Origin of the sequence: Enterobacter sp. DSM 30060, from assembly GCF_013375955.1 — a bacterium.
Taxonomy (GTDB): domain Bacteria; phylum Pseudomonadota; class Gammaproteobacteria; order Enterobacterales; family Enterobacteriaceae; genus Enterobacter; species Enterobacter intestinihominis.
In genome coordinates this window covers 4,252,585-4,274,266 of record NZ_CP056118.1, presented here as the reverse complement: position 1 = coordinate 4,274,266, position 21,682 = coordinate 4,252,585, and the positions used below count along the sequence as shown (strand labels likewise).

At 47.4% G+C, this 21,682-nt stretch carries 27 protein-coding genes; 22 read left to right on the top strand and 5 right to left on the bottom strand.

The features are described from left to right. Nucleotides 1-254 precede the first annotated feature (254 nt). Nucleotides 255-1,490 carry a hypothetical protein gene (locus HWQ15_RS20430; protein ID WP_139154064.1) on the top strand — a complete coding sequence of 412 codons (1,236 nt, stop codon included), beginning with the start codon at nt 255-257 and terminating at the stop codon, nt 1,488-1,490. 648 nt (nt 1,491-2,138) lie between these two features. On the opposite strand, the gene HWQ15_RS20425 is transcribed toward HWQ15_RS20430, so the two are convergent. The 3 genes from HWQ15_RS20425 to HWQ15_RS20415 form a co-directional block, all read right to left on the bottom strand. Beyond that, on the bottom strand, nt 2,139-3,005 hold the full coding sequence (locus tag HWQ15_RS20425) for a hypothetical protein (protein WP_063868678.1): 867 nt from the start codon (nt 3,003-3,005) through the stop codon (nt 2,139-2,141). A 217-nt stretch (nt 3,006-3,222) separates the two neighbouring features. Beyond that, on the bottom strand, nt 3,223-4,182 hold the full coding sequence (locus tag HWQ15_RS20420) for a hypothetical protein (protein WP_063149575.1): 960 nt from the start codon (nt 4,180-4,182) through the stop codon (nt 3,223-3,225). Between the two features lie 523 nt (nt 4,183-4,705). Beyond that, nucleotides 4,706-5,659: a hypothetical protein gene (locus tag HWQ15_RS20415; protein WP_063149574.1), complete on the bottom strand. Its 954-nt coding sequence runs from the start codon at nt 5,657-5,659 to the stop codon at nt 4,706-4,708. Nucleotides 5,660-6,123: 464 nt separating this feature from the next. Here HWQ15_RS20415 and HWQ15_RS20410 point away from each other — a divergent pair, with 464 nt between their 5' ends. The 12 genes from HWQ15_RS20410 (at nt 6,124) to HWQ15_RS20355 (ending at nt 13,207) form a co-directional block, all read left to right on the top strand. Further along, on the top strand, nt 6,124-6,348 hold the full coding sequence (locus HWQ15_RS20410; protein WP_063149573.1) for a DinI family protein: 225 nt from the start codon (nt 6,124-6,126) through the stop codon (nt 6,346-6,348). Nucleotides 6,349-6,736: 388 nt separating this feature from the next. Beyond that, nucleotides 6,737-7,339 (top strand): DUF1367 family protein, encoded by a 603-nt coding sequence (locus HWQ15_RS20405; RefSeq protein WP_063149572.1) that lies wholly within the window; start codon nt 6,737-6,739, stop codon nt 7,337-7,339. After that, the gene (locus HWQ15_RS20400; RefSeq protein WP_063149571.1) at nt 7,339-7,545 is read left to right on the top strand and encodes a hypothetical protein; all 207 of its coding nucleotides are present in this window, start codon (nt 7,339-7,341) and stop codon (nt 7,543-7,545) included. Before HWQ15_RS20405 ends, HWQ15_RS20400 begins: the two co-directional genes overlap by 1 nt. 2 nt (nt 7,546-7,547) lie before the next feature. Next, nucleotides 7,548-7,910, top strand: coding sequence for a crossover junction endodeoxyribonuclease RusA (rusA, locus tag HWQ15_RS20395; protein WP_059357705.1), 363 nt, complete (start codon nt 7,548-7,550; stop codon nt 7,908-7,910). Further along, complete coding sequence (locus HWQ15_RS20390; protein WP_063149570.1) at nt 7,907-8,740, top strand: antitermination protein; 834 nt, start codon at nt 7,907-7,909, stop codon at nt 8,738-8,740. The genes rusA and HWQ15_RS20390 overlap by 4 nt, the downstream gene beginning before the upstream one ends. A gap of 716 nt (nt 8,741-9,456) precedes the next feature. Next, the gene (locus HWQ15_RS20385; RefSeq protein WP_046092045.1) at nt 9,457-9,681 is read left to right on the top strand and encodes a class II holin family protein; all 225 of its coding nucleotides are present in this window, start codon (nt 9,457-9,459) and stop codon (nt 9,679-9,681) included. After that, nucleotides 9,659-10,153, top strand: coding sequence for a lysozyme (locus HWQ15_RS20380; protein WP_063149568.1), 495 nt, complete (start codon nt 9,659-9,661; stop codon nt 10,151-10,153). The genes HWQ15_RS20385 and HWQ15_RS20380 overlap by 23 nt, the downstream gene beginning before the upstream one ends. Beyond that, complete coding sequence (locus HWQ15_RS20375) at nt 10,150-10,611, top strand: lysis protein (protein WP_063149567.1); 462 nt, start codon at nt 10,150-10,152, stop codon at nt 10,609-10,611. Before HWQ15_RS20380 ends, HWQ15_RS20375 begins: the two co-directional genes overlap by 4 nt. A 175-nt stretch (nt 10,612-10,786) precedes the next feature. After that, nucleotides 10,787-11,005: a hypothetical protein gene (locus tag HWQ15_RS20370; protein ID WP_063149566.1), complete on the top strand. Its 219-nt coding sequence runs from the start codon at nt 10,787-10,789 to the stop codon at nt 11,003-11,005. Between the two features lie 302 nt (nt 11,006-11,307). Then, on the top strand, nt 11,308-12,237 hold the full coding sequence (locus tag HWQ15_RS20365; RefSeq protein ID WP_139154050.1) for a hypothetical protein: 930 nt from the start codon (nt 11,308-11,310) through the stop codon (nt 12,235-12,237). Nucleotides 12,238-12,241: 4 nt separating this feature from the next. After that, entirely contained in the window at nt 12,242-12,577 is a 336-nt protein-coding gene (locus tag HWQ15_RS20360; RefSeq protein ID WP_063149565.1) for an STAS-like domain-containing protein, read from the top strand. A gap of 27 nt (nt 12,578-12,604) precedes the next feature. Further along, entirely contained in the window at nt 12,605-13,207 is a 603-nt protein-coding gene (locus HWQ15_RS20355) for a hypothetical protein (RefSeq protein ID WP_063149564.1), read from the top strand. Nucleotides 13,208-13,325: 118 nt separating this feature from the next. Here HWQ15_RS20355 and HWQ15_RS20350 read toward each other — a convergent pair whose 3' ends face one another. Further along, the gene (locus HWQ15_RS20350; RefSeq protein WP_223862006.1) at nt 13,326-13,553 is read right to left on the bottom strand and encodes an ATP-dependent RNA helicase HrpA; all 228 of its coding nucleotides are present in this window, start codon (nt 13,551-13,553) and stop codon (nt 13,326-13,328) included. 56 nt (nt 13,554-13,609) lie between these two features. Continuing rightward, a complete protein-coding gene (locus HWQ15_RS20345) occupies nt 13,610-13,828 on the bottom strand; it encodes a YodC family protein (RefSeq protein ID WP_063149563.1) in 219 nt (72 codons plus the stop codon). Between the two features lie 109 nt (nt 13,829-13,937). On the opposite strand from HWQ15_RS20345, the gene HWQ15_RS20340 reads away from it, so the two are divergent. The 9 genes from HWQ15_RS20340 (at nt 13,938) to HWQ15_RS20300 (ending at nt 21,681) form a co-directional block, all read left to right on the top strand. Continuing rightward, nucleotides 13,938-14,939 carry a terminase small subunit gene (locus HWQ15_RS20340; RefSeq protein ID WP_063149562.1) on the top strand — a complete coding sequence of 334 codons (1,002 nt, stop codon included), beginning with the start codon at nt 13,938-13,940 and terminating at the stop codon, nt 14,937-14,939. Continuing rightward, a complete protein-coding gene (locus HWQ15_RS20335) occupies nt 14,917-16,224 on the top strand; it encodes a terminase large subunit domain-containing protein (RefSeq protein ID WP_063149561.1) in 1,308 nt (435 codons plus the stop codon). Before HWQ15_RS20340 ends, HWQ15_RS20335 begins: the two co-directional genes overlap by 23 nt. Before the next feature lies 1 nt (nt 16,225). After that, entirely contained in the window at nt 16,226-17,614 is a 1,389-nt protein-coding gene (locus HWQ15_RS20330) for a DUF4055 domain-containing protein (RefSeq protein WP_063149560.1), read from the top strand. A 1-nt stretch (nt 17,615) separates the two neighbouring features. Continuing rightward, nucleotides 17,616-18,713: a hypothetical protein gene (locus HWQ15_RS20325; protein ID WP_063149559.1), complete on the top strand. Its 1,098-nt coding sequence runs from the start codon at nt 17,616-17,618 to the stop codon at nt 18,711-18,713. Nucleotides 18,714-18,793: 80 nt separating this feature from the next. Beyond that, nucleotides 18,794-19,564, top strand: a complete 771-nt coding sequence (locus HWQ15_RS20320) for a hypothetical protein (protein WP_063149558.1) — start codon at nt 18,794-18,796, stop codon at nt 19,562-19,564. Between the two features lie 11 nt (nt 19,565-19,575). Beyond that, nucleotides 19,576-20,529, top strand: coding sequence for a major capsid protein (locus HWQ15_RS20315; protein ID WP_063149557.1), 954 nt, complete (start codon nt 19,576-19,578; stop codon nt 20,527-20,529). Then, nucleotides 20,511-20,810, top strand: coding sequence for an Ig-like domain-containing protein (locus HWQ15_RS23495; protein WP_159426098.1), 300 nt, complete (start codon nt 20,511-20,513; stop codon nt 20,808-20,810). The genes HWQ15_RS20315 and HWQ15_RS23495 overlap by 19 nt, the downstream gene beginning before the upstream one ends. A gap of 36 nt (nt 20,811-20,846) precedes the next feature. Then, a complete protein-coding gene (locus HWQ15_RS20305) occupies nt 20,847-21,329 on the top strand; it encodes a DnaT-like ssDNA-binding protein (RefSeq protein ID WP_058652911.1) in 483 nt (160 codons plus the stop codon). A 1-nt stretch (nt 21,330) separates the two neighbouring features. Further along, nucleotides 21,331-21,681, top strand: a complete 351-nt coding sequence (locus tag HWQ15_RS20300) for a hypothetical protein (RefSeq protein WP_063149556.1) — start codon at nt 21,331-21,333, stop codon at nt 21,679-21,681. The last annotated feature ends 1 nt before the right edge of the window (nt 21,682 follow it).

The window sequence follows — 21,682 nt, the reverse complement described above, 5'->3', positions numbered from 1 at the left end:
CGAAAAGAAGATTTTTATATTTTAATTTATAAGAAGAAATTGTGGTTTGTGTCTATAAAAATAATTCGTTTTATAATGAAGGATTTGTTAATAACTTATCAAAGTGAAAATTATTTCGTGGTGAAGCTTATAGCATCGCGGAATTAAAAGGCTTTCATCTTTGAAATATTGCAGCACAACCCGCCGTGCATCACTAGACTATCGATACCTAAAAAGGTAAAATACAATTATTTCAACATATTTAAGGTGGGGTTATGAATAGCGCGTTAAAAGAACTTGAGAGAAATTGCGCTCCAATAGAATTTATTGATCCATTAGCTCGATTGGTCTTAGATGATTTAGCTATATGGGCAAATGATAATATATATTCATCACACTCTGGGTGTTTAACTTATGAATTGCCTCTTGATGAAAGTATCAATGCAGCTTGTACAAGTTATCATGATTCACGCTATCGAGCCCATATTAAAATAAACCTTGGGATGGTTCAGGAAATCTACATTCAGTCATTTACCTATCCAGGTTACATTAAAAATCTAGAAAGTTCGAATTGGCATTTCAACGCTCTTGATGAACCCTTTCGTGATGCTGAGTTTTTATTCGAAGGTGGTATCCCCCCAAGAGTCAGAGCCTCTGAAACGGTCGCTCATATGGTAGAACTATACAAATATATACCTAACAACAGAAATGCCATGTGGACTGATGAAGAATTAATTTGCCGTTTTACAATGTTTGAATTAATGATTGCGTGGATATTTTTTCATGAACTTGCACATCACGTTCAAGGTCATTACAAGATAAAAAATGAAATAAAAGAATCGGTTACTTATCACGAACTAGATTACTCAAGTAACATTAATAATTCCAATTCTGAGGTAACTCCCAGTGTCATCAAAAAGAACATTGACCAGCATGCTCGAGAGATACTTGCAGACCTCGAAGGCATGTACTTAACAATGAGAATGATGGTTAGAAATGATACTTTAACACCACCAAACACTTTTTTGCTTTTATATGTCCAAACCTCAATGTTTAATGTGTTCTATAAATTATCTGAGGGTGAATATACGGATTTAGATAGCGTTAAAGTTACCCACCCTCACCCTGTAATTCGAAACAAATTTGTACATGCCCTATATTTCTCTGTGATGAGTTGGGAATTGGATAATGATATATACCAAGATTATCGTCAATCTGTTAGCCGAGGTCTTGAATATTATACTGTAAAGTCATCATTGTTAGCTGGAATGATATGGGCAATGAGGCAACCTGATTACAGCCCGGATGCAATGCCCCAATTTCTTAAATTCAGTGATGAGTCCGAATATTCCACAGACTATAACTACCTTAGTGAATTGACCTTAAGCGCTGAAAGACAATCATCCATCATATCACTCTTGCATATCATCGATGATGATTTAGATAATGTTTTTAAATTAACAAAATTAGACAAGCTATTCTCTCATTTTTTAAATATTAAGGGAGAATAAGATCCAATGATTAGTGTTCTATTTCATCAGGGTTCTTAACTCCTGTCATTTGTACAGGGCTACTGTTGTAGCCCTGACAACCTTAAATTTCAAACAACTCAGAGATATCTATCTCATCACCGGTTTCTGCCTATATAGCGGAATGAGCTTTCCATGTTAGAGATAACAATGTCCGCATATAGTAGTACGAGAACCATTTGAAGTGTCGTGTGGTCTGCTAAGAGCGAGGAGCGGACTCTGAAGGGGACGCCGGATTAATACTCAATGAAGACAAATAATGTCACTGTGTCAGTCAAGTGAAATGGAACTACGGAAGAATGTGCCATTTCAAATGTTACATCATTATTACCGGCATGTCTAAAATCCTAACTCCAGGATGGATGTGCCCAACTTTGTGAAGATTACCGATCCGTTCATTGTTCTGTACGAATCTAATGACAAAGTTATGACGGATGCCCACTAAACAATTTAACACTCCTAACGACTGATTTTCGTTTAAGCGGAAATCACCATAGGTTAGGGCAAAACAGAAAAACAACAATAATTTATAGTCATGAGTAACATCAGGTTTTTAATTAAAATTCCGCCATTTACCGCGAAAATATATATTATTTAGGATGTCTACTGTTCTGCAAGATAAATGTATCCCTATAGGACTAGCCATCTCAACTTCGCAACATTGCAAAACAAATTAAAAGAAACATAGTGTAGTGTTTCCTTGAGTTCATATATTTCCCCCAAACCCATAATTCGGTCTTGAAGTCGTAGATAATATCTTGCTATTGGATTGTGGTCCTGAATATCTTTGCATGCTTCAATTGTCCTTTCATGAAGGAAACTAAGATTTTCAGAAACATTTCCATCTTCATTATTAAGCTCAACTGCTTGTCTAAGCATTGAGCCGAATGGAACATCGTCTATGAACTCAGGTGTCGAATGCGCAACACCCCTTGTACCTGGTTGATAGTAGTTCCACTGTTTATGATTATGTAATCGTTCAACCTTGACAAAATTAGTATTTTCCATTACCAACTGACTCTCAGTAAACTCATAAAGTTCATCTAGAGAATGAAATGCAGGTGAAGCGTATACAACAAGAGCCTTTCTACGCAAATTTCGCGATACTCTTTCAAGAATTTCTTGCTGATGTACTGTTATATCAAATCGCCAAAACTTGCTAGAAAAACCATAGCCTTTTAGGATAGATGACGGTCTATTCATTGGGGTTGGACGCTTTGCTTGGATCAATAAATTTGTGTTGAAAGTGGGTAATTTACGTTTTCTTCTAAGCTGACGCCACATGAATCCCCATCTAAGATCTTCAAGTATTACACCCTTTGGAACATCATGAAAACCAAACAAATCCCAAAATAAAGGATGTTCAGCCTCCAGTGCTGCATCAATTCCAAATTTTCCTTCAAACACTTGTCCGGGAGTAGCAATTCGATGACTTCCAAACCTTAACTCATTGTATAAAGGAGCCTCAAAATCTTTCTCTTCAAATTCTGTTTTCATAGGTATCTATAGATCCATTATGCTAGATTCATCTTTTCTCGTTATCTGTCGCTTTATCCGCAACTCAGACACCATGGACTTGCAGTTAAATTTGTTATATATCTCCATATGTGAAAATACATAACCAGAATATATATATATACCATAAGTAAAAATGAATCCATTTCAGCACTGCGAAGTTAGAATCGTATATTCTCGATACAAACTTCGCAATGCGCTACCAATCGATAAAATCAGTGATGTTATCCAACCTTGTTACAATTACTGCCCGTCCCAACAAACTTCTCCAGTATGTTTCACGGGCGTTTTGTTCACCTGCACCGCTCCACTCAACTACTCTTAAAGGCTTAGAGGTTAGGTAAGGCCGAATAAGCATGTTTAGGTGAATGTCGAGACCAGAATAACCAAATAGTATTATTTCCTCTGACTCAAATAATGCAAACTGCAAATAGTCCCAGTACGTAGAAAGAACATTGGATGCTGCTATAACTGACGGTTTTCTTTTTATATGAGTTAACACAATATGTTGGCTAGGTTCATCCCTGTCAACCGTAAGTTGAGAGCGTGAAAGTTTTAAAACATTTTCACCCTGATTAATAAATAGTGGTGAGCCATGTAAATGCAAATAATAACCAAACCTACGATCATATTTCCGTTCGAGCGCTGCAGAGGAAAATCCGTGACCTAACATCCCATCAACTAAATACCCATCATACCCGCTGAATATATCATTATCTATGAATGAGTTGTATAATAATTTGTCATAGTTTAATGTTGCAATATGAGTACGTGTAGTTTTTACAAATTCCACAAGCGCATTTTCGAATATTTGCGGCAAACCTTCATCGTAATTATGCAACTTGGTTGCAACTTTGTGGATATAAGTGGCGGTGATTTCGGGGAAACTTAGGCCATCTTCAGTAAGCCAATGCACGTTTCCTTCTCCAATTTGAGCGAGTGCTTTACAATATGTGATTGCTTGGTGAAGGGTATCCAGCTCATGTTCCCCTGCTGGTGGACCTTGCCGCTGAAGACAACGCTCGACAAGTTGCTTGTGGATATCGGTTAAAAAATTGGGACGATACCAAATTTCTGCCAACGCCCTGTCTAAGGAGAAGTGAGTAGGATCTAAAGCCATGCCGAGACCGTTACCGAATATTATTAATTTTCGTGCCATATAAGGGGGCTCATGTTGGAATAACCTTGGATAGCGTAACGCGATACGCTGCAGTTTGGGGGCAATATACATTCCGTTTGGTTACACTCGATATTACAGACTTGCATGCAAAGAAATCCAAGCTGTTTGGTAAACAGAGGCCACAGTGGTTAGATAATCTAAATATAGCCTATAACGCCAACAAATAGCGGTATGTATTCTATGACTTCCACTTTACCAAAATAGCGCTTATCTAGTAATAATTCAATGATGCATTGTACAATATTTCATGTGGATTGATATAAATAAGTAGTTGTCTCGATTGATTAACAAATCTTGAGGCTCAAAATTTCTGCTTATGGCACAAAGCTGACATCTCATCCCGCTTCAGGTCCTTAACTGTCATCAGGTGAGCTTGTTGCTCTCTGGTTATGACGTGTCACATGTGTGTCATGATGGTAAAAGTCAGAGGACACGGCAGATATTTTCAAGCATTACGCTGGGGCCAGCTCATTTCTGGCCACCAGCCTGAAAGGAGCTTCAGTTATTGTGTTCTGATGAAAGCAGTCCTTGAAAGGGTCATTTGCGTCTGACAGTCGACCATTTTCTTAACTTCTGAATCAGTTCCCTGCATTGAAACTTTGCCACACATAGCATCCTTTGTTTTGATCCACTGGCGCTGAGAAGGCAGTAACTCTTTTTTCTTCGCCGATGTTAATGTGCTCCAGGCGGTATTCAAATCAGAGTCGGCATTCGCAAAGGCCATTCGGGACTGATCAAGGCTCCCAGTGGTTTGCTGTTGGGCCTGCTGTTCTGCATTTTCTTGTGCCTGCAGCTGTGTCTGTCTCTCAATTTGCTGCTCTGCCTCGTACTGGGCCTGTTGCTGTGCCCTGAGTTGAGCCTGCTGTTGCGCTTCAATTTGGCTCTGCTGGGCATCCTTAGCCTGTTGGATCTTCTGCTGTTCAACGATAGGGTTGATGATTGAAAGCGATGTAAGTGCAGCGGCACCCACAGATATCGGATTATCAGAGGAGGCTTTTACGAAAACGTTTTTCTGATCGTCGGTAGCCTGTGCTGTGTAGGAAATGCGTTTTGAAAAGCTGTTTGCGTTGTTATCTAAAGACAGGCTTTCCATTTGCTTATCGAGATTACGGTTAAAGTTTTTTCTGTAAGCATCAGAAAGTTGAGCGTACTCATTCGCAGGTAGGGTCATTGTCACAGTACCTTCACACGTTTTCATTGTGCTACCCGTGTCACTTGAGGTTGTGGAGATTTCAGAGATGACCAGTTTTATCTGGTCCAAGGCGCTTCGTTTGGTCTGATTTGTGACGTCAGGATATTTGTCGACCTGTTCAGAGAGTCCTTCATAAGCAGATTTTTTTAATAAATCCATGAGCGCTGACTGGGTCATTTCAGAAGAACAACCGATCACGTCTTTTTTGTCATCACAGCCTGTAATGGCAACGGCGAGTATGAGTGCTGCATATTTTAATCTCATAAGTTCCCTTTATATTAAGGATTGGCTTTTATGAGGCGGTATGTAATCAGTCCGGATGGCCAAAGCAAACAGCACTGAACACTGAACGCGTCACAAGCAAGGACCAGTGTAGTATCGGCAATTGCTGTAAAATCTTTAATTCAAATGATGGGAACATTATGCAACGGGGACTTGAACGATAATCTCACAGCGCGAATCTACAAGGCAGGTTCTCGCTGGAGAGAGTTGTCATGACATGTTGCTTGTGAGTCATGATACATATCCAAATGTTCATTCATGCTTCCGCTTTAAAACACTCAAACCACAGAAACTCCAAGTTTTCACGCTAGAAGTTACCTCTTGCTTGTTTTGGGGGGACACATTCTCCGTGCGATACATTGTGATCTCATAAAACGTTGCAAAATCCGTGAGATACGTTTATAAATATACTGTACATGCATACAGTAATTCATTGTGGAGGGAAAATGAAAATCGAGCTAACCATTGATCGCATGAAGAAACTTCCTGATGGAGCTATATCTGCCATGGAGTCAGAACTGCTCAAAAGGCTCAGTAAACAGTTCGATGATTGCCAGATTACGATTAAGCGTGCCAGCAATGATGGGCTGACTGTTTTCGGAGGCGACAAGAAAGAGGTCGAACATATCGTACAGGAGACCTGGGAGAGCGCGGACGAGTGGTTTTATTAATCGTGTGAATTTCACTGGAGCAGTTTCAAAGAGTATCGCTGTTCGCGTTCCCCTGGCTGTTCCCGATTACTGTTTACCGCGTCAATAAGTCGCTCTGGGGGAAATAGTGTGTTGTGCAGATGCCTTTAATGCAGATGATCAATGGTACGACGTGGTCAGAAGGGCCGATAAAGCAGTTATCTATAGCTTCCCGGCGGAAGGGAGATATCTGGTTTATCGAGTAAATGGAATAGTTTCATTACGACCGTTACTTGAAGAGGAAGAAATCTTCACTTTCAACGGGTTTATGCAATTTGCAAAACGGCTGGGGTACCGAGTTACACCACCGTCTGATATTATTCTTTCATAGGCCTGAACAACCTATACCTGATGCGCCACGGAGAGAACCATGGCGCTAGAATTACAACTTATAAAACACCACTCAGGAATACTGATCCCGGCTACGCCCGAGACCAGCGATATCCTGCAATCCAAAACCCGACTCGGCGATGTTCTTGTTGCCGAGTTCAGGCGAGTACGAAACCCAGCATTCCACCGGCGCTTTTTCGCGCTTCTCAATCTCGGTTTTGAATACTGGGAACCAACCGGCGGGACTATCTCGAGTAACGAGCGGAAGCTGATTACCGGCTACGCCAAGTTCCTGGCTTCATATGGCGGGAATGAGGGTGCGCTTATCGATGCTGCTGAGCAGTATCTTGAGCTGGTTGCATACCGCCGGGTCACAAATGGAATCAGCCTGTGCAAATCCTTCGATGCTTATCGCTCATGGGTGATCGTCGAGGCAGGGCACTTTGATGCCATTCAGCTACCTGACGGAACACTAAAAAAACATCCTCGTAGCATCTCATTCGCCCACATGGACGAACTCGAGTTCCAGCAGCTCTATAAAGCTGCACTCGATGTCCTCTGGCGCTGGGTCCTGTCCCGTTCATTCCGCAGTCGCGATGAGGCCGAAAATGTCGCCGCGCAGCTGCTTGGCTTCGCGGGGTGATGGGGATGAAGAAGACCTGGTTCCATCATACCGACTGCAGCACCGAACAGGCCGACGAACTAGTAAAGCGTTACAAAGCGCGCGGCGTGCGAGTTGAACGCAGCCTAAACCAGGATTACGTGACCTGGACTGTCAGTGCATTCCTGCCGACCTCAAATACACCAGCGCGCCCGGACAGTCGCTGGCGAAACCGGATGTGGGGGTAAACGTGAAGACATATCAAATCACTTTGCCCTGGCCGCCGAGCAGCAACCGGTATTACCGGCACAACCGCGGGCGCACGCACATTAGCGCTGATGGCGTAGCGTACCGCTACGCGGTTGCCAGTGTCATTCGAAGTGCCCGGCTTAATATTCGCACGGCCGCTCCACTCAAAATCCGTATCGATTGTCACATGCCCGACCGCCGGCGCCGCGATCTGGATAACCTGCAGAAGGCTGCATTCGACGCTTTAACCAAGGCGGGGTTCTGGCTGGACGACTGCCAGGTTATTGACTATCGCGTTGTGAAAATGCCTGTCGTTAAGGGCGGAAAGTTAGAACTCACCATTACCGAGCTGGAGACCGCATGAATCTTGAAAACACCCTCAAATATCACTTCGCCAAATCGACAATGATTAGCGACTCTCCGCGTGCTACTGCGTCAGACTCATTAACCGGAACGGATATCATGGCCGCTATGGGCATGACGCAGGAACGGGCAGCCTTGGGTTATAGCGCCTTTCTCGGGAAGATTGGTATCAGCAACAATGACCGGGAGAGGGCGATTGAGTTGCTGGCCCAGTACGCGTTGACTAAGTGCGATCGGGTTGCTGCGCTGCGCAAACTGGATGCCGGGGTTAAGCCACTGGTGATGCATCGGTTGGCCAGCTTCGCTTTCGAGGATTATTCCCGCAGCGCCGCCAGCGTGAAGCAGTGCGATGGCTGCAATGGGGAAGGGTTTATTGACGCTGAGGTATTCAGCATGAAGTCTCACACTCCGGCAAAAGAGAAGAAGGTCGTGGAGATGTCTTTGCACATGGGTGTCGAGAATATTCGACCTTCTGAGTATGAGGTGCGTAGGCAGGTCAGGGATATAGCCCGCGTTCTCTGCCCTCAGTGTAAGGGCAAGAAGGTTGTTAGCTGTGCCTGTAATGACTGTCATGGACGCGGGAAAGCTATTAATCAGGCTCTTACAGAACAGCAGGGCGTTCCGGTTCTGGCAGACTGTAAGCGCTGCAGTGGTCGTGGGTATGAGCGTATCCCTTCCACTGAGGCTTACGCCGCGGTGTGCCAGATAACGAAAGCAATCAGTCTCGATACCTGGAAGAAGTCTGTTAAGCCATTTTACGATCAGCTCATCACGAAGTTTGATATCGAAGAGGCGTGGGCTGATGCGCAGCTGAAGCAGATAACAAAATAGGGCGTGAATTTATGGTGAGCTATTTACTTTTCCCTAATCTGTGGTAATTTTGCTCTAACGATGGGTTATTGCCTTCGTTTAAAGCCCTGCGGTTAACCCCGTGGGGCTTTTTGTTTCTGGCGATTTATGAATTATTGAGGAGCTAGCGCTGTAAAGGAATAATAAGCGATGCTTCGCCAGCTGCGAGCCTTTTAGTATCCATGGAAGAAGAAGCGAATCTTCAAGCCGATAAACTTCAAAACTGGCCAGACATAATGTTGGATTAAATATAGGACAGGTGGAACAACTAATGTCGCACCAGTTGCGCAGAGTGCGTATACCGCCGAGTCCTTTGCTATTAATGAGTAATTTAGGTTAAGTGTCTCAAGATTAATTGCATTGGCTGTACTCGAACCTACAAATCCAGAGCCAAAAACAACCAGAAACACATAAAGTGATACTGTTATGAGCTTTAATATTAGCCGAATGTATTTCACGATGAACACCTGCTGATTGATGCCATCTTTTTACACAAATGCCATCTGTTTAGCTAGCTTAAAGGTCTCTTGCTTCTAAATAATACCCTGCTCATTGCCTTACCCTCAGATTGCCAGCCTGTCGCTGGCTTTTTGATTTCACGCTCCGGGTACCATCATCGACACGCCTTCTTGTTAATCGTCCCGACGGACTGACCCTTTTCAAACACACAGCACCCGCTAACTACGCGAGGTGAGAGTATGTATCGCATGGACAAACTAACCACCGGTGCTGCTTACGGCGCTTCAGCCGGCAGCATCCTAAACGGCATGCTGAATGCCTACAGTCCCGAGCAGTGGAACGCTATCGGCGTGCTGGTGGGCATCATCATCGCTGTACTGACGTATCTGACGAATCTCTATTTCAAAATCCGCGAAGACAACCGCCGCAGCAGGAGCCGAGATGAACCCGACACTCAGAAATAAGCTGGTGGGCGTCATTGTTGGCGGATCCGGAGCAATCTCAATTGCAGCTGTCATGCTGGGTAATGCGGATGGGCTGGAAGGGCGTCGTTATTACGCTTATCAGGATGTCGTCGGTGTCTGGACTGTTTGCGATGGTCACACCGGCGCTGACGTTCGCCGTGGTCACCGATACACCGATAAAGAATGTGATGCCTTGCTGCAATCCGATCTGCGCAAAGTTGCTACATCTATCGACCTGCTGATAAAGGTCCATGTTCCCGAAACCACTCGTGCCGCACTTTACTCTTTCACTTACAACGTGGGAGCTGGAGCGTTTAGCAGATCGACGCTGTTGAAGAAGTTAAATTCCGGTGATGTTCCTGGCGCATGCAAAGAACTGCAGCGCTGGACGTATGCCGGTGGCAAACAGTGGAAGGGGCTTATCACCCGCCGAGAGATTGAGCGTGAAGTCTGCGAGTGGGGCCAGAAATGAGCCGGTTAACTGCAATCATCTGCGCTGTCATTATCTGTCTGCTGGTTTCCTTGACCTGGGCGGTAAACCACTTTCGATATAACGCCATCACTTATAAAGACCAGCGCGATAAAGCTACCGAACAACTGAGCCTGGCGATCGTTAGCATCAAAGACATGCAAACCCGGCAGCGTGATGTCGCTGCGCTGGATGCCAAATACACGAAGGAATTAGCCGATGCGAAATCTCAGCTTGAAGATCTGCAGCGTTGCGTTAGCACTGGCAAGTGTGGGCTGCACGTCAACGCCAGATGTCCCGCGAACAGAGCGACCAGCACCGGCGGCATGGGCGATGCTTCCAGCCCCCGACTTACTGACTCCGCTGAACGGGATTATTTCACCCTCAGAGAAAGAATCGTCACAGTGACGAAGCAGATCGGTTATCTGCAGGACTACATCAAAGAGCAATGCCTTAACTGACTGGTTTCGGTGAGTGCTAATAGGTTATAGCCGACGCAAATTTGCGCTTGCTGACTTATAAGAGTAAAGGCAATGAGGCGGAGTGTTGTAGAAGCTTTAGGCTGAGGGTTCAACAAAGATTCATCAGACAAATCCCAAGAACTGCCTGCGACCTCCTTAGCAAAAGGAGGTTGTCATGATAGAAAACTATTTTGTTAAAACCAGTAAAACAGAAGAAGCTAATCAGAGGGCTCGGCGCTTACATGCGGTTAATGCACGTCTCGAGATTGGGAAAGCGTCGGTAAGAACTGCTGATACGGAAAAGCTCGCTAAACTGATGTTTAGTTTGAGTATATTGCGCTGCTTTTGGCAGATTTTGCCGATGTTATTCAGTGTTAGCCACTTAATTTATTGAAAAATATCATTTTTATTATTACAGCCCTCAAAGGGAAGTTATTGCTTGCCTTAAGGCAGTCGAGAGGAGTTTTGGATAATATCGTGCCGCTGGGGCTAGTCTGACTTAAGTTCTCGACCGTATTTGGCAATGAGCCAATGAAATCAGGTTTTAGCAGGTATGATTCAAATTCGAATTGTTACGCAACGTTTTCATTTTGTCAAAGCTGCTGCAGTATCTGTAAATGGTTGTTTTTAAATAAATGATTTCATAGTAAGATGCATTCATGTTAGGTATAGTGCAGATTATTAAGGAGTCGATAATTGTTCAAAACTCTAACTCCTCCGGAAATGCTGTGCATCACAGATAGCACATACCGTGAAGACTCGCTTTGCTACATAAGGGATATCATCGATAGCCTTCATACGAAGCGTTTAGCTGTGCATATTGATCTCTCTCAAATAAAATATGCAAGTGCAGCAGCATCTGTATTGCTTTTTGCTGTGTTGAATAGAGCATATTTTGTTATAGGACAAAGGTTGCGCGTTCGATTTACTTTTCCTAAAAAAGAGACGAACCCGCAAGGGCATAGATGTATAGTCAGAACAGGTTTAGCAAGAGCTTTGGTTGCGAATACCCATGAAAAACTCGATGCGTTGGTGCAGCAGGAGAGGTATTTTCAGTCCTCTGTCACCCCCGAATTGGCGCTTTCAACGACGATGACAATGCTGCAGAAAGCTGCCGTTTTGGATGAAACTCAAGCAACATTGCTCATGATGGGGATGAATGAGGCTATGTTGAACGTTAGAAATCATGCTTACGAACATGATTTCTATACTAAGGGTGTCGAGTTAATGGGCGGGAAGCGCTGGTGGCAATGCGCATGGTTTGATCCTGAGCAGGATAGAGTGGTTTTCATCATATGTGATCTCGGCATGGGTATAGCTCAATCCTATCAAGGTGAAGAGATAGATTCTGTTGCACAGTTTATACTTGAACAAAACCTCGTTTCTGAAGCTCTAACTAGTGGTAGGTCAAGATTTCGTGAGCCCAATCGAGGTAACGGGTCAGAGGATATCAAGCGTCCTATTGCGCTAGGTACTACTAAGTATGAAAAGCTTATGGTGTTCTCTGGTGGAAGTCTGTACGAAATGGATTCAGATTTATCGGAGACTCGAGCCAGAATTGATACACTGAGACCTAGAATTCCTGGCACTATCATACTTTGGGCACTAACACCTAACAGGGGGTAGGGTTATGAAATTCATTAATGTTGCTAAAGATTTTTCTAAAACACCGTTTGGGCGATTTTCGTCGGATGGTCCTAACAATGGTGAAAAATTCCGCAAGGACCATCTTGTCTCTGCGTTTTGTGGTAGCGATTCTGAACAAGTGTTAGTTGATTTTGATGGTATTGCTCTAGTTATCGGTTCATCATTCTTAGAAGAGGCGTTTGGAGGATTGGTACGATTAGAAAACTTGGAAAAATCTAACATATTGAATCGTCTGGTTATTAAGGCAAGAACGCCTATCTACGAAATTCAAATTAGAAAGTTTATCAAAGCGGCAACGCCTCAACTTAAAGAAGCCTAAGTAGCCACTTCAGATTTAGGAATCAAAATGAGTTTAAGTGATGTTCAAAGCTATGCTTGGATTATAAGTTTGAGTAGCCTGGGAGCAGTCTTTATTGGTTGGAAGGTTGTGTATCGCAACGCAAAGAAGATATCCACACGTACAGAAAGCAAGTCGATTACAGACCACTTGATAAAATTGTGCAATGAAATAATAGACTTAAGCGTAACTTTTTGGATGAAAAAAGATGACGATGAACGTAAAGAGTCACTTAAATTTTCTCTTGCGGTAAGTGCGAAATCTACTCAGATTGGCGATTTTTTCAACATCTTAGCCAACAGAGACATTCGAATTGATAATGAATTTCTGGCTGATTTTTCTTCAGCAGCTACCCTTGATTCTGAGAGAAAAAGTAGCTTTACTGATGATGAGAGGGCAGAGAAATGTCAGGCTTGTGTAGACTACGGAATGAGCCTAATCTCACACATTTATAATAGATTTGAAGTTAAATATCCGCCACAAAAAGACTATACATTCAGTGAGATAGATTACTATTTAGAGCATTTTGAATCATATTGCCATGGTTGTTCAAAGCCATATATTGAGGATGGCGTTGAGAATAGAAAGACTGATAAAGCGTTGACCAATTAAATTTCAAAATAAGCTTCGTATTTTCTTCTTGATTTTAACTATGTCATTGATATTGATAGCTTTCGAATCTATATGATTTTGGGCATCAATACTGGTTAAGGGCGATTATCGCCCTGTCTTAACCACGCGCTTCACGTCCTGGTTCGTCCTCGGGAACGCGATATCTCCAATACATATCTGGCTTTACCCAAACAACATCTTTGCCGCTATCGACCCTAAATTTAGCAATAATCTTTGGTGATAGTGCATGATTGCCATCTGCATTTTCCTTCAAGTGTTGCTCGTTACCATTTCTAACGAGGTAGTCAACAACATCTTGTTGATATAAACATCCATTCTGTTGCATACAGGCCTGCATCCAGATGCATACATCATTAACAGAGAGCAAATACTTGTTCGGGTTTAAGGCTTTGGGATGTATGGTTCGAGTGAGGCTTCAGGAAAAGTTCCAGTATCCAACTTTTTACCCGCGAACCATTGGCATTTATACGTACCAACAAATATCTGATCGATATTTCTGACTGGTTTTTCGATAGTCATCACTGGACCACCAGATTTGATAACTACTTGGTCGCCAATTTTATAGACAGGGTTCTTTTGCTGTTGTGGAGATTGAGCCATTCTCTGAGTCCTTAATGTAAACGGCAAAGTGCCAATGAAAATATTGGGATAGTCGCTATAAATTCAACCCAATAACTTTTGATAAGTATCACAATTTGAGATGATATTCATGGCAAAACCGGACTGGGGCGAGCTTCAGCGACGGTTCCTGGCCGAGCATGCCGCAACCGGCGTATCACCAAAGGAATGGTGTGAAGCGCAGGGACTGAATTACGCTACCGCCCGTCGATATATCAAAAAACCTTCTGCACAAACGGCGCAAAAAACTGCGCAGAAAAAAAAGCGCACTGCGCAGGAAGATAAAAGCGCAAATGAGCTGGTGGATGATGATGGACTTACCGCTCAGCAGTGCTTATTTGTCGCGGAGTACCTGAAGGACAATAACGCCACTCAGTCTGCTATCCGTGCCGGGTACAGCAAGAAGACCGCGCAGGAGCAATCAAGTCGTCTGTTATCAAATGTTATGGTTGCGCAGGCCATTGCGCAGCAGCAGAAAGCCTCCATTGCGCGCACGCTTGGCTGTGCCGATGAAGTCCTCGCGCAGATGTGGCAGCTTGCCACCTTCGATGCAAACCATCTTTCGCAGTATCGCCGCGGCGCTTGTCGTTATTGCTGGGGCTTTGGCCATCACTACCAATGGCGCGATGCAGTTGAGTTTGAAGAGGAAACAGCAAAGGCTGAGGGAAGGGAGGGAGCTAGGCAACCAGAAGACACAGGCGGCTATGGCTACGACCACACCCGAGAGCCTAACCCTAAATGCCCGCGCTGCAATGGCGATGGTGTTGGTCAACCTTACTTCCCAGACACTCGCAAACTTCCGGCTGCTTCGAGGCTCGCATACTCCGGCGTAAAGGTCGGCAAGAACGGCGTTGAAATCACAGCCATCAGCCGTGAGCGCATGTTTGAAGCTGTTATGAAGCGCCTTGGCCTGGCCGATAGCGAGTTTGCGCAGCGCCTGCAGCAGATTGAAATCGAACGTCGGCAGCTGGAGGTGGAAAAACTCCGTAAAGAGCTGGCCGGTGATGGTGAGGACGATGAACCTACCCCAGTGCAGATCAATATCAACGTAGTGGATGCGAGGGCAGACGATGGGGATCAGCCCGACACTTAACATTCCTCAGGCGCGCTTCCTTGCGATGCAGCACAAATTCAAAGCCTACGTTGCCGGGTTCGGTTCCGGTAAAACATGGGTGGGTTGTGGCGGCATCTGTAAGGGGATGTGGGAGCACCCTAAAATCAACCAGGGTTATTTCGCGCCGACGTACCCGCAGATCCGTGACATCTTCTACCCGACGATTGAAGAGGTGGCCTTTGACTGGGGCTTGAACGTCAAAATCAACGAGGGGAACAAAGAGGTTCACTTCTACGAGGGGCTACGGTTCCGCGGGACCACAATCTGCCGCTCAATGGAGAAGCCCGGCTCGATAGTTGGCTTCAAAATTGGTAATGCGATGGTGGATGAGCTGGACGTCATGGCGGCAGCCAAAGCGCAACAGGCCTGGCGAAAAATCATCGCTCGTATGCGTTACAAGGTTGATGGGCTGCGAAACGGTATTGACGTTACGACCACGCCGGAAGGGTTCAAATTCGTCTATCAGCAGTTCGTGAAGGCCGTACGTGAAAAGCCCCAGCTGGATGCTCTGTATGGGCTGATTCAGGCCAGCACATTCGACAATGCTAAGAATCTACCGCCTGATTACATCCCATCGCTGCTGAGTTCTTACCCTGACGAGCTGATTCAGGCGTATCTGCGAGGGAAGTTCACGAACCTCAACAGCGGGACCATCTACCACACCTTCAACCGTAAGCTGAATAACTGTTCTGACGAGATTCAGGACGGGGATCCGCTGTTCATTGGTATGGACTTCAACGTGGGAAAAATGGCCGCGATTGTTCACGTAAAGCGTAACGGGCTGCCGCGCGCGGTTCGCGAGCTGGTGAAGGTCTACGACACGCCAGCGATGATTAAGCGCATTCAGGAAGAGTTCTGGCGCTACGAGGATGGTCGCTACGTGAAAAGCCGGGAGATTTATATCTATCCGGATGCTTCTGGCGACTCCCGCAAATCCCAGAACGCCAGCAAGACCGATATCGCTCAGCTCAACGATGCCGGGTTCAGCGTCATTGTTGATGATGCCAACCCGCCAGTTAAAGACCGCATCAACTCGATGAACGCCATGTTCTGCAACGCCAACGGCGAGCGCCGCTATTTGGTTAATGTGCAAAACTGCCCGGTTTATACCGAAAGCCTCGAGCAGCAAATCTGGGCGGCCAATGGCGAACCGGACAAATCAGCTGATAACGATCACCCCAATGATGCTGGTGGGTACTTCATCGTGAAGGATTACCCGATCGTGAAGCCGGCATACTCAATCACCATGGACACCACTTTCTGATATGGCAAACGACGACATCACCTGGGTTCGACCAGAACATCGGGCGGCTTCTGCTGCCTGGCGGAAATACAGGGACTTCTGCAAAGGAGTTGAGGCCGTAAAAGCGGCGGGTAATAAGTATCTGCCTTATTTCGACCCAACCGATAAATCCACACGCAATCGCAAGCGCAATGAAGACTATCTAAGCCGTGCGGTGTTCTACGCCATTGCAGGTAATACAAAGATCGGCATGCTTGGGATGGCGTATCGAAAGGACCCCACGTTTAACGGTCCTGAAAAGCTCAAATACCTGTTGGACAATGCTGACGGGGCTGGTACCAGTATCTATCAGCAGTCGCAGCTGGTGGCCGAGAACGTGCTGGAGGTTGCGCGAGAGGGCATTTACGTCGATTACGCTGCAGAGTCCGACGAAGCGATTATCCTCCGCTACCCGGCAGAGAACATCATTAACTGGCGGACGAAGCGTATCAACGGGCGCGATCAACTGGTGCTGGTGGTCCTGCGCGAATGCGTAGAAGAGCCGGATGGTTATGCTTACAAGGATGAAATACAGTACCGCGAGCTGGCGCTGGAAGAAGGGCGGTTCATATGCCGCGTATGGCGCCGGGCTGGTGGCACCGCAAGCGGAACCTACACCGTTGATAGTGAGTACCACCCTAAGCCGAAAGGAAATGACTTCTGGGATGAAATCCCGTTCACCTTTGTCGGCGCCCAGAACAACGATCCTACCATTGATGATTCACCGCTGGCTGCGCTGGTAGAGATAAACCACGGACATTACCGAAACAGCGCTGATTATGAGGACAGCGTGTGGTTCTGTGGCCAGGTGCAGCCGTACATGACTGGGCTCGATACCGGCTGGCGCGATCACCTCGAGAAGAAGGGCGTGAAAATTGGTTCCCGATCACCGCTTTTGCTTCCCAAGGAGGGCTCGTTTGGCTATGCCCAGGCGCAGCCGAACATGCTGGCTAAAGAGGCCATGGACAGTAAGCGCGATTACATGGTGCAGCTTGGCGCGCGGCTGATTGAGCAGAACGCCACGGCGAAGACGGCAACACAGGCAAGCGGTGAACAGAGCGCATCAACTTCTGTGCTGGGTATCTGCGTTTCAAACGTTTCAGAGGCCTATACGCTGGCGCTGGGCTGGTGCGCAAAATATCTGGGAATTAAAGGCGATGAGCCAGCCTACACCATCAACCAGGAATTCATAGCGAAGGTTGCCGAGTCGGGCATGGTGACGGCAATCGTCAACGCCTGGCAGTCCGGTGCTCTGCGCGACAGCGATATGATTCGCGCACTGCAGAAGCTTGACCTTATCGACCCGGCCGACAGCCCGGACGAAGTGATTGATGCACTTCGCAACCAAGCCCCCACATTGACCGGTGGCTGATATGGCAACAGTAAACGAAAGCTTGCGCGATGAATCAATCGCACATTCCGTCTGGTTAAGCCGCTACGCCACCGGCGTGGCAAACCGGATGGTGAAGTTGCTCAACGAGACGGACGCAGACCTGTCGGCACGCCTGCTCGATGCGCTCGACAGATTGCCTCCTGAGAGCTTCACCGTTAGCCGTCTGCAGAGTTTACTGGGCAGCGTGCGCGATCTTAACCATCAGGCCGTAGCCACCATGCAGGCAGGACTCGAGAGTGAGCTGGTGGCGCTGGCAAAGAACGAGGCCAGTTATCAGATGAGCCTGTTCGATTCACTTCTGCCTTCACAGGTCCTGTCTCACTATCCGCTGCAGGGCATCACCGCCGATATGGTGTATGCCGCGGCGATGGCGCAGCCCTTTCAAGGGAGGCTGCTGAGTGAGTGGGCGGAGAATCTGGAATCGGACAGGCTGGCGCGGATAGTGAACGCCGTCCGCAGGGGGTATCTTGCCGGCGACACGGTAGAAACAATCGCACGCAGTGTTCGCGGTCACGCCAACAAAGACTATCGCGACGGCGCGCTGCAGATGAGCAGGGCAAACGCCGCCAGCATCGTTAAAACAGCCGTGAATCATCTGGCTGCCACAGCACGCAACAGCTTCACCAGGGCCAACAGCGATATCGTAAAAGGCAAACAGTGGCTATCTACGCTGGACAATAAAACCAGCCACGACTGCATTATTCGTGACCTGCTGCGCTACACACTGGATAACAAACCGGTCGGGCATAAGGTGCCTTACCTGCAGGGACCCGGGAAAATCCATTTTTGCTGTCGTTCTACCGAAACCCTGATCCTTAAATCGTGGCGCGAACTCGGCATCGATATCGACGAGATGGACGAGGAGACTCGTGCCAGCATGGATGGACAGGTACCGGGGAAAACCTCGTATCTGGAATGGCTCGCACGCCAGTCGGCACAACGCCAGGATCAGGTTCTGGGTGCCGAGCGTGGCCGTCTGTTCCGCGCGGGTGAAATCGACCTGGCTGATATGTTCACTGACAAAGGCGAATGGATTAGCCTGGAACGTCTGAAGCAGCTCTCAGGCACAGACAACTAATAATCACATCTTACTTCACGCCCTGGCATCCGCCGGGGCTTTTTTATGGGCGAGGCCCGGCAAAATCCCGAGGGGAAATTATGTTAATCCGAAACATGCTTCTGAAATATTACGCACCTGAAAGCGGCGGTGAGGGCGGCGGTGGCGGTGGTATCGAAATCACTCCTGAAATCCAGAAGCTGATTGATGAGCGCGTGACCAGCGAAGTCACTGGCCTCAAAACGAAAAATAGTGAACTGCTGGGCACCATTAAACAGCAGAAAGAAAACCTGTCCCGCTTTGAAGGTATCGATCCAGACGCTGTGCGCGGCATTCTCCAGCGTTTTTCCGACGACGAAGAGGCAAAGCTGATTGCCGCCGGAAAAATCGATGAGGTGCTCAATAAGCGCACCGAGCGTCTGCGTGCTGACGTTGATAAGCAGATTAAAGCCGCAAATGAACGCGCGGACAAAGCCGAAGCGTTCTCCAACAAATTCCGGGATCGAGTTCTGGGCGATGCAATCCGTGCAGCAGCGTCAAAAGCTGGCGCGCTGCCGGAAGCATCAGACGATCTGATCCTGCGTGCAAAAGGCACATTCCAGCTCAACGACGAAGGCGAGGCCGTAGCAGTTGATGCAAATGGCGATGTTCTGTTCGGTAAAGACGGCAAAACCCCACTAAGCCCGCTTGAGTGGGCGGAGTCTCTTAAGGAGACGGCTCCGCACCTGTTCCCGCGCGCCGAAGGCACCGGCGCAGGCGGACACAAATCAAACAGCGGTGGCAGCCTGAAACGTTCCGAAATGAGCGCCAGCGACAAAGCGGACTACATCCGCAAGCATGGCCAACAGGCCTTCCTCAAACTTCCGAAATAAGGGATTAACCCATGTCTACCACTGTTAATAGTGACCTGATTATTTATGACGATCTGGCGCAGACCGCTTTCCTCGAGCGCCGCCAGGACAACTTGGCAATTTTCAACGCGTCCTCCAACGGAGCGATCCTTCTGGATAACGAGCTGATTGAAGGCGATTTCCGCAAGCGAGCGTTCTACAAGGTGGGCGGCTCTATTGAATCGCGCAATGTGAACTCTGTCGATAAAGTCACAGGAAAAAAAATCGGTGCCGGTGAAGCGGTATCCGTTAAAGCACCGTGGAAATACGGCCCGTATGAAACCACGGAAGAGGCCTTTAAACGCCGTGGCCGCTCCGTTGATGAGTTCTCCGAAGTTATCGGCGTTGATGTGGCTGACGCGACGCTGGAAGGCTACGTGAAATACGGTCTGAAGGCGCTGACGGCTGCTATTGGTGCTAACGCCGACATGGTCGTAACCGCCGATATTGAGACCGACGGTAAAAAGACCCTGACGCGCGGCCTGCGTAAATACGGCGACAAGTTCAACCGTGTGGTGCTCTTCGTGATGCACTCTGCCACCTACTTCGACATTGTTGATGAGGCGATTGCCAACAAAATCTACGAAGAAGCGGGCGTGGTGGTTTACGGCGGGCAGCCAGGCACGCTGGGTAAACCTGTGCTGGTGACCGACACCATGGACGCTGATGCGATCCTTGGGCTGGTAGCTGGTGCGGTTACCGTCACCGAGTCTCAGGCGCCGGGCTTCCGTTCCTACGATATCAACGATCAGGAAAACCTTGCGGTTGGCTATCGCGCTGAAGGCGTGGTGAACGTTGATCTGCTGGGCTACAGCTGGGATACCGCTAAAGGTGATAACCCTGACCTGACCGCCATCGGCACTGCGGGCAACTGGAAGAAACACTTCACCAGCAACAAATCTACGGCAGGCGTGCTGATTAAGCTGGAATCCGCTGTGGGGGAGTAACGCTGTCAGCGGATAAAACCTCCGCAACTGCTGACAGCACAGACGCGGTAACTGTTTCTCTGAAGTACACGCTGAATGGCTCCGGTGTATCCGGTAAAACCGTCGCGTGGACGTCCACAGGTGGCGCGCTTAGCACGGCCAGTTCTCAGACTGGATCAGCTGGTGGTGCAACGGTGAAACTCACATCAGATGCAGCTGGAACCTTCACGGTAACCGGTACTGTAGATGGAGTGTCGAAAACCACTGAAGAGATCACCTTCACTGAGCCTTCCGGGGAATAACGAATGGGGCGAAAGCCCCATAAACAGGATGATTCGATGGTCAATACCGATATCACCTCTCCTGATGCCAACAGCTACGCCAGTGAAGAGGATCTTGCCTCATTTGCGGAAATACGCGGCATTGAACTGCCTGACAAGCTCACACCGTTGTTGATTAAGGCCATGGATTACCTGGAAGGTCTGGACTGGGTTGGCTCAAAAACAGACCCACGCCAGCCGCTGGCATGGCCACGCGTGAATGTCATTCTGGATGAACATGATTTCCCGCCGGATGAAGTTCCACGGCAGGTTATAACCGCACAGTGCATGCTGGCGGTAGAGGCAATCGACGGCGATTTACTCTCCAGCGTGCGCGAAGCCGCTGTGAAAACTGAACGTGTGGAAGGTGCTGTCACCATGACCTATGCGGTCTCAGATGGTGAAGTCTTCACGCCGTCCTATCCTGCCGTTATGGCGCTGCTGGGCGACCTCGCTGGTGGTCGTGGTTACGCCATCAATGCATTTGCTGAGAGGGCCTGATATGGCGATAGATTACCAACGTATGCAGGCCAGAACGACCCGCATGCTCAGGCAGAACGGCGTGACGTACAACGTCACCCGTAAAGGCTCGGTAACGGTTATCGGCGGCATTGAGCATAAAACTGAAGCGGTCCGTTTTACTGCTGTGGGCGTGAAGACCGAATACGCGCCAGGCGAAATTGATGGAACGGTCATCGTTAACGGCGACGTGCAGATTGTTTTTACGTCAGAGCAGGAAATTGAAATCGGCGATGTGGTTGATATTGACGGCACAGCCTACCGTGTTGTCAAACCGAACCCGGCAAAACCTGCCGTGCTGGTGCTCTGCTACAAAGCGCAACTGAGGGCTTAGC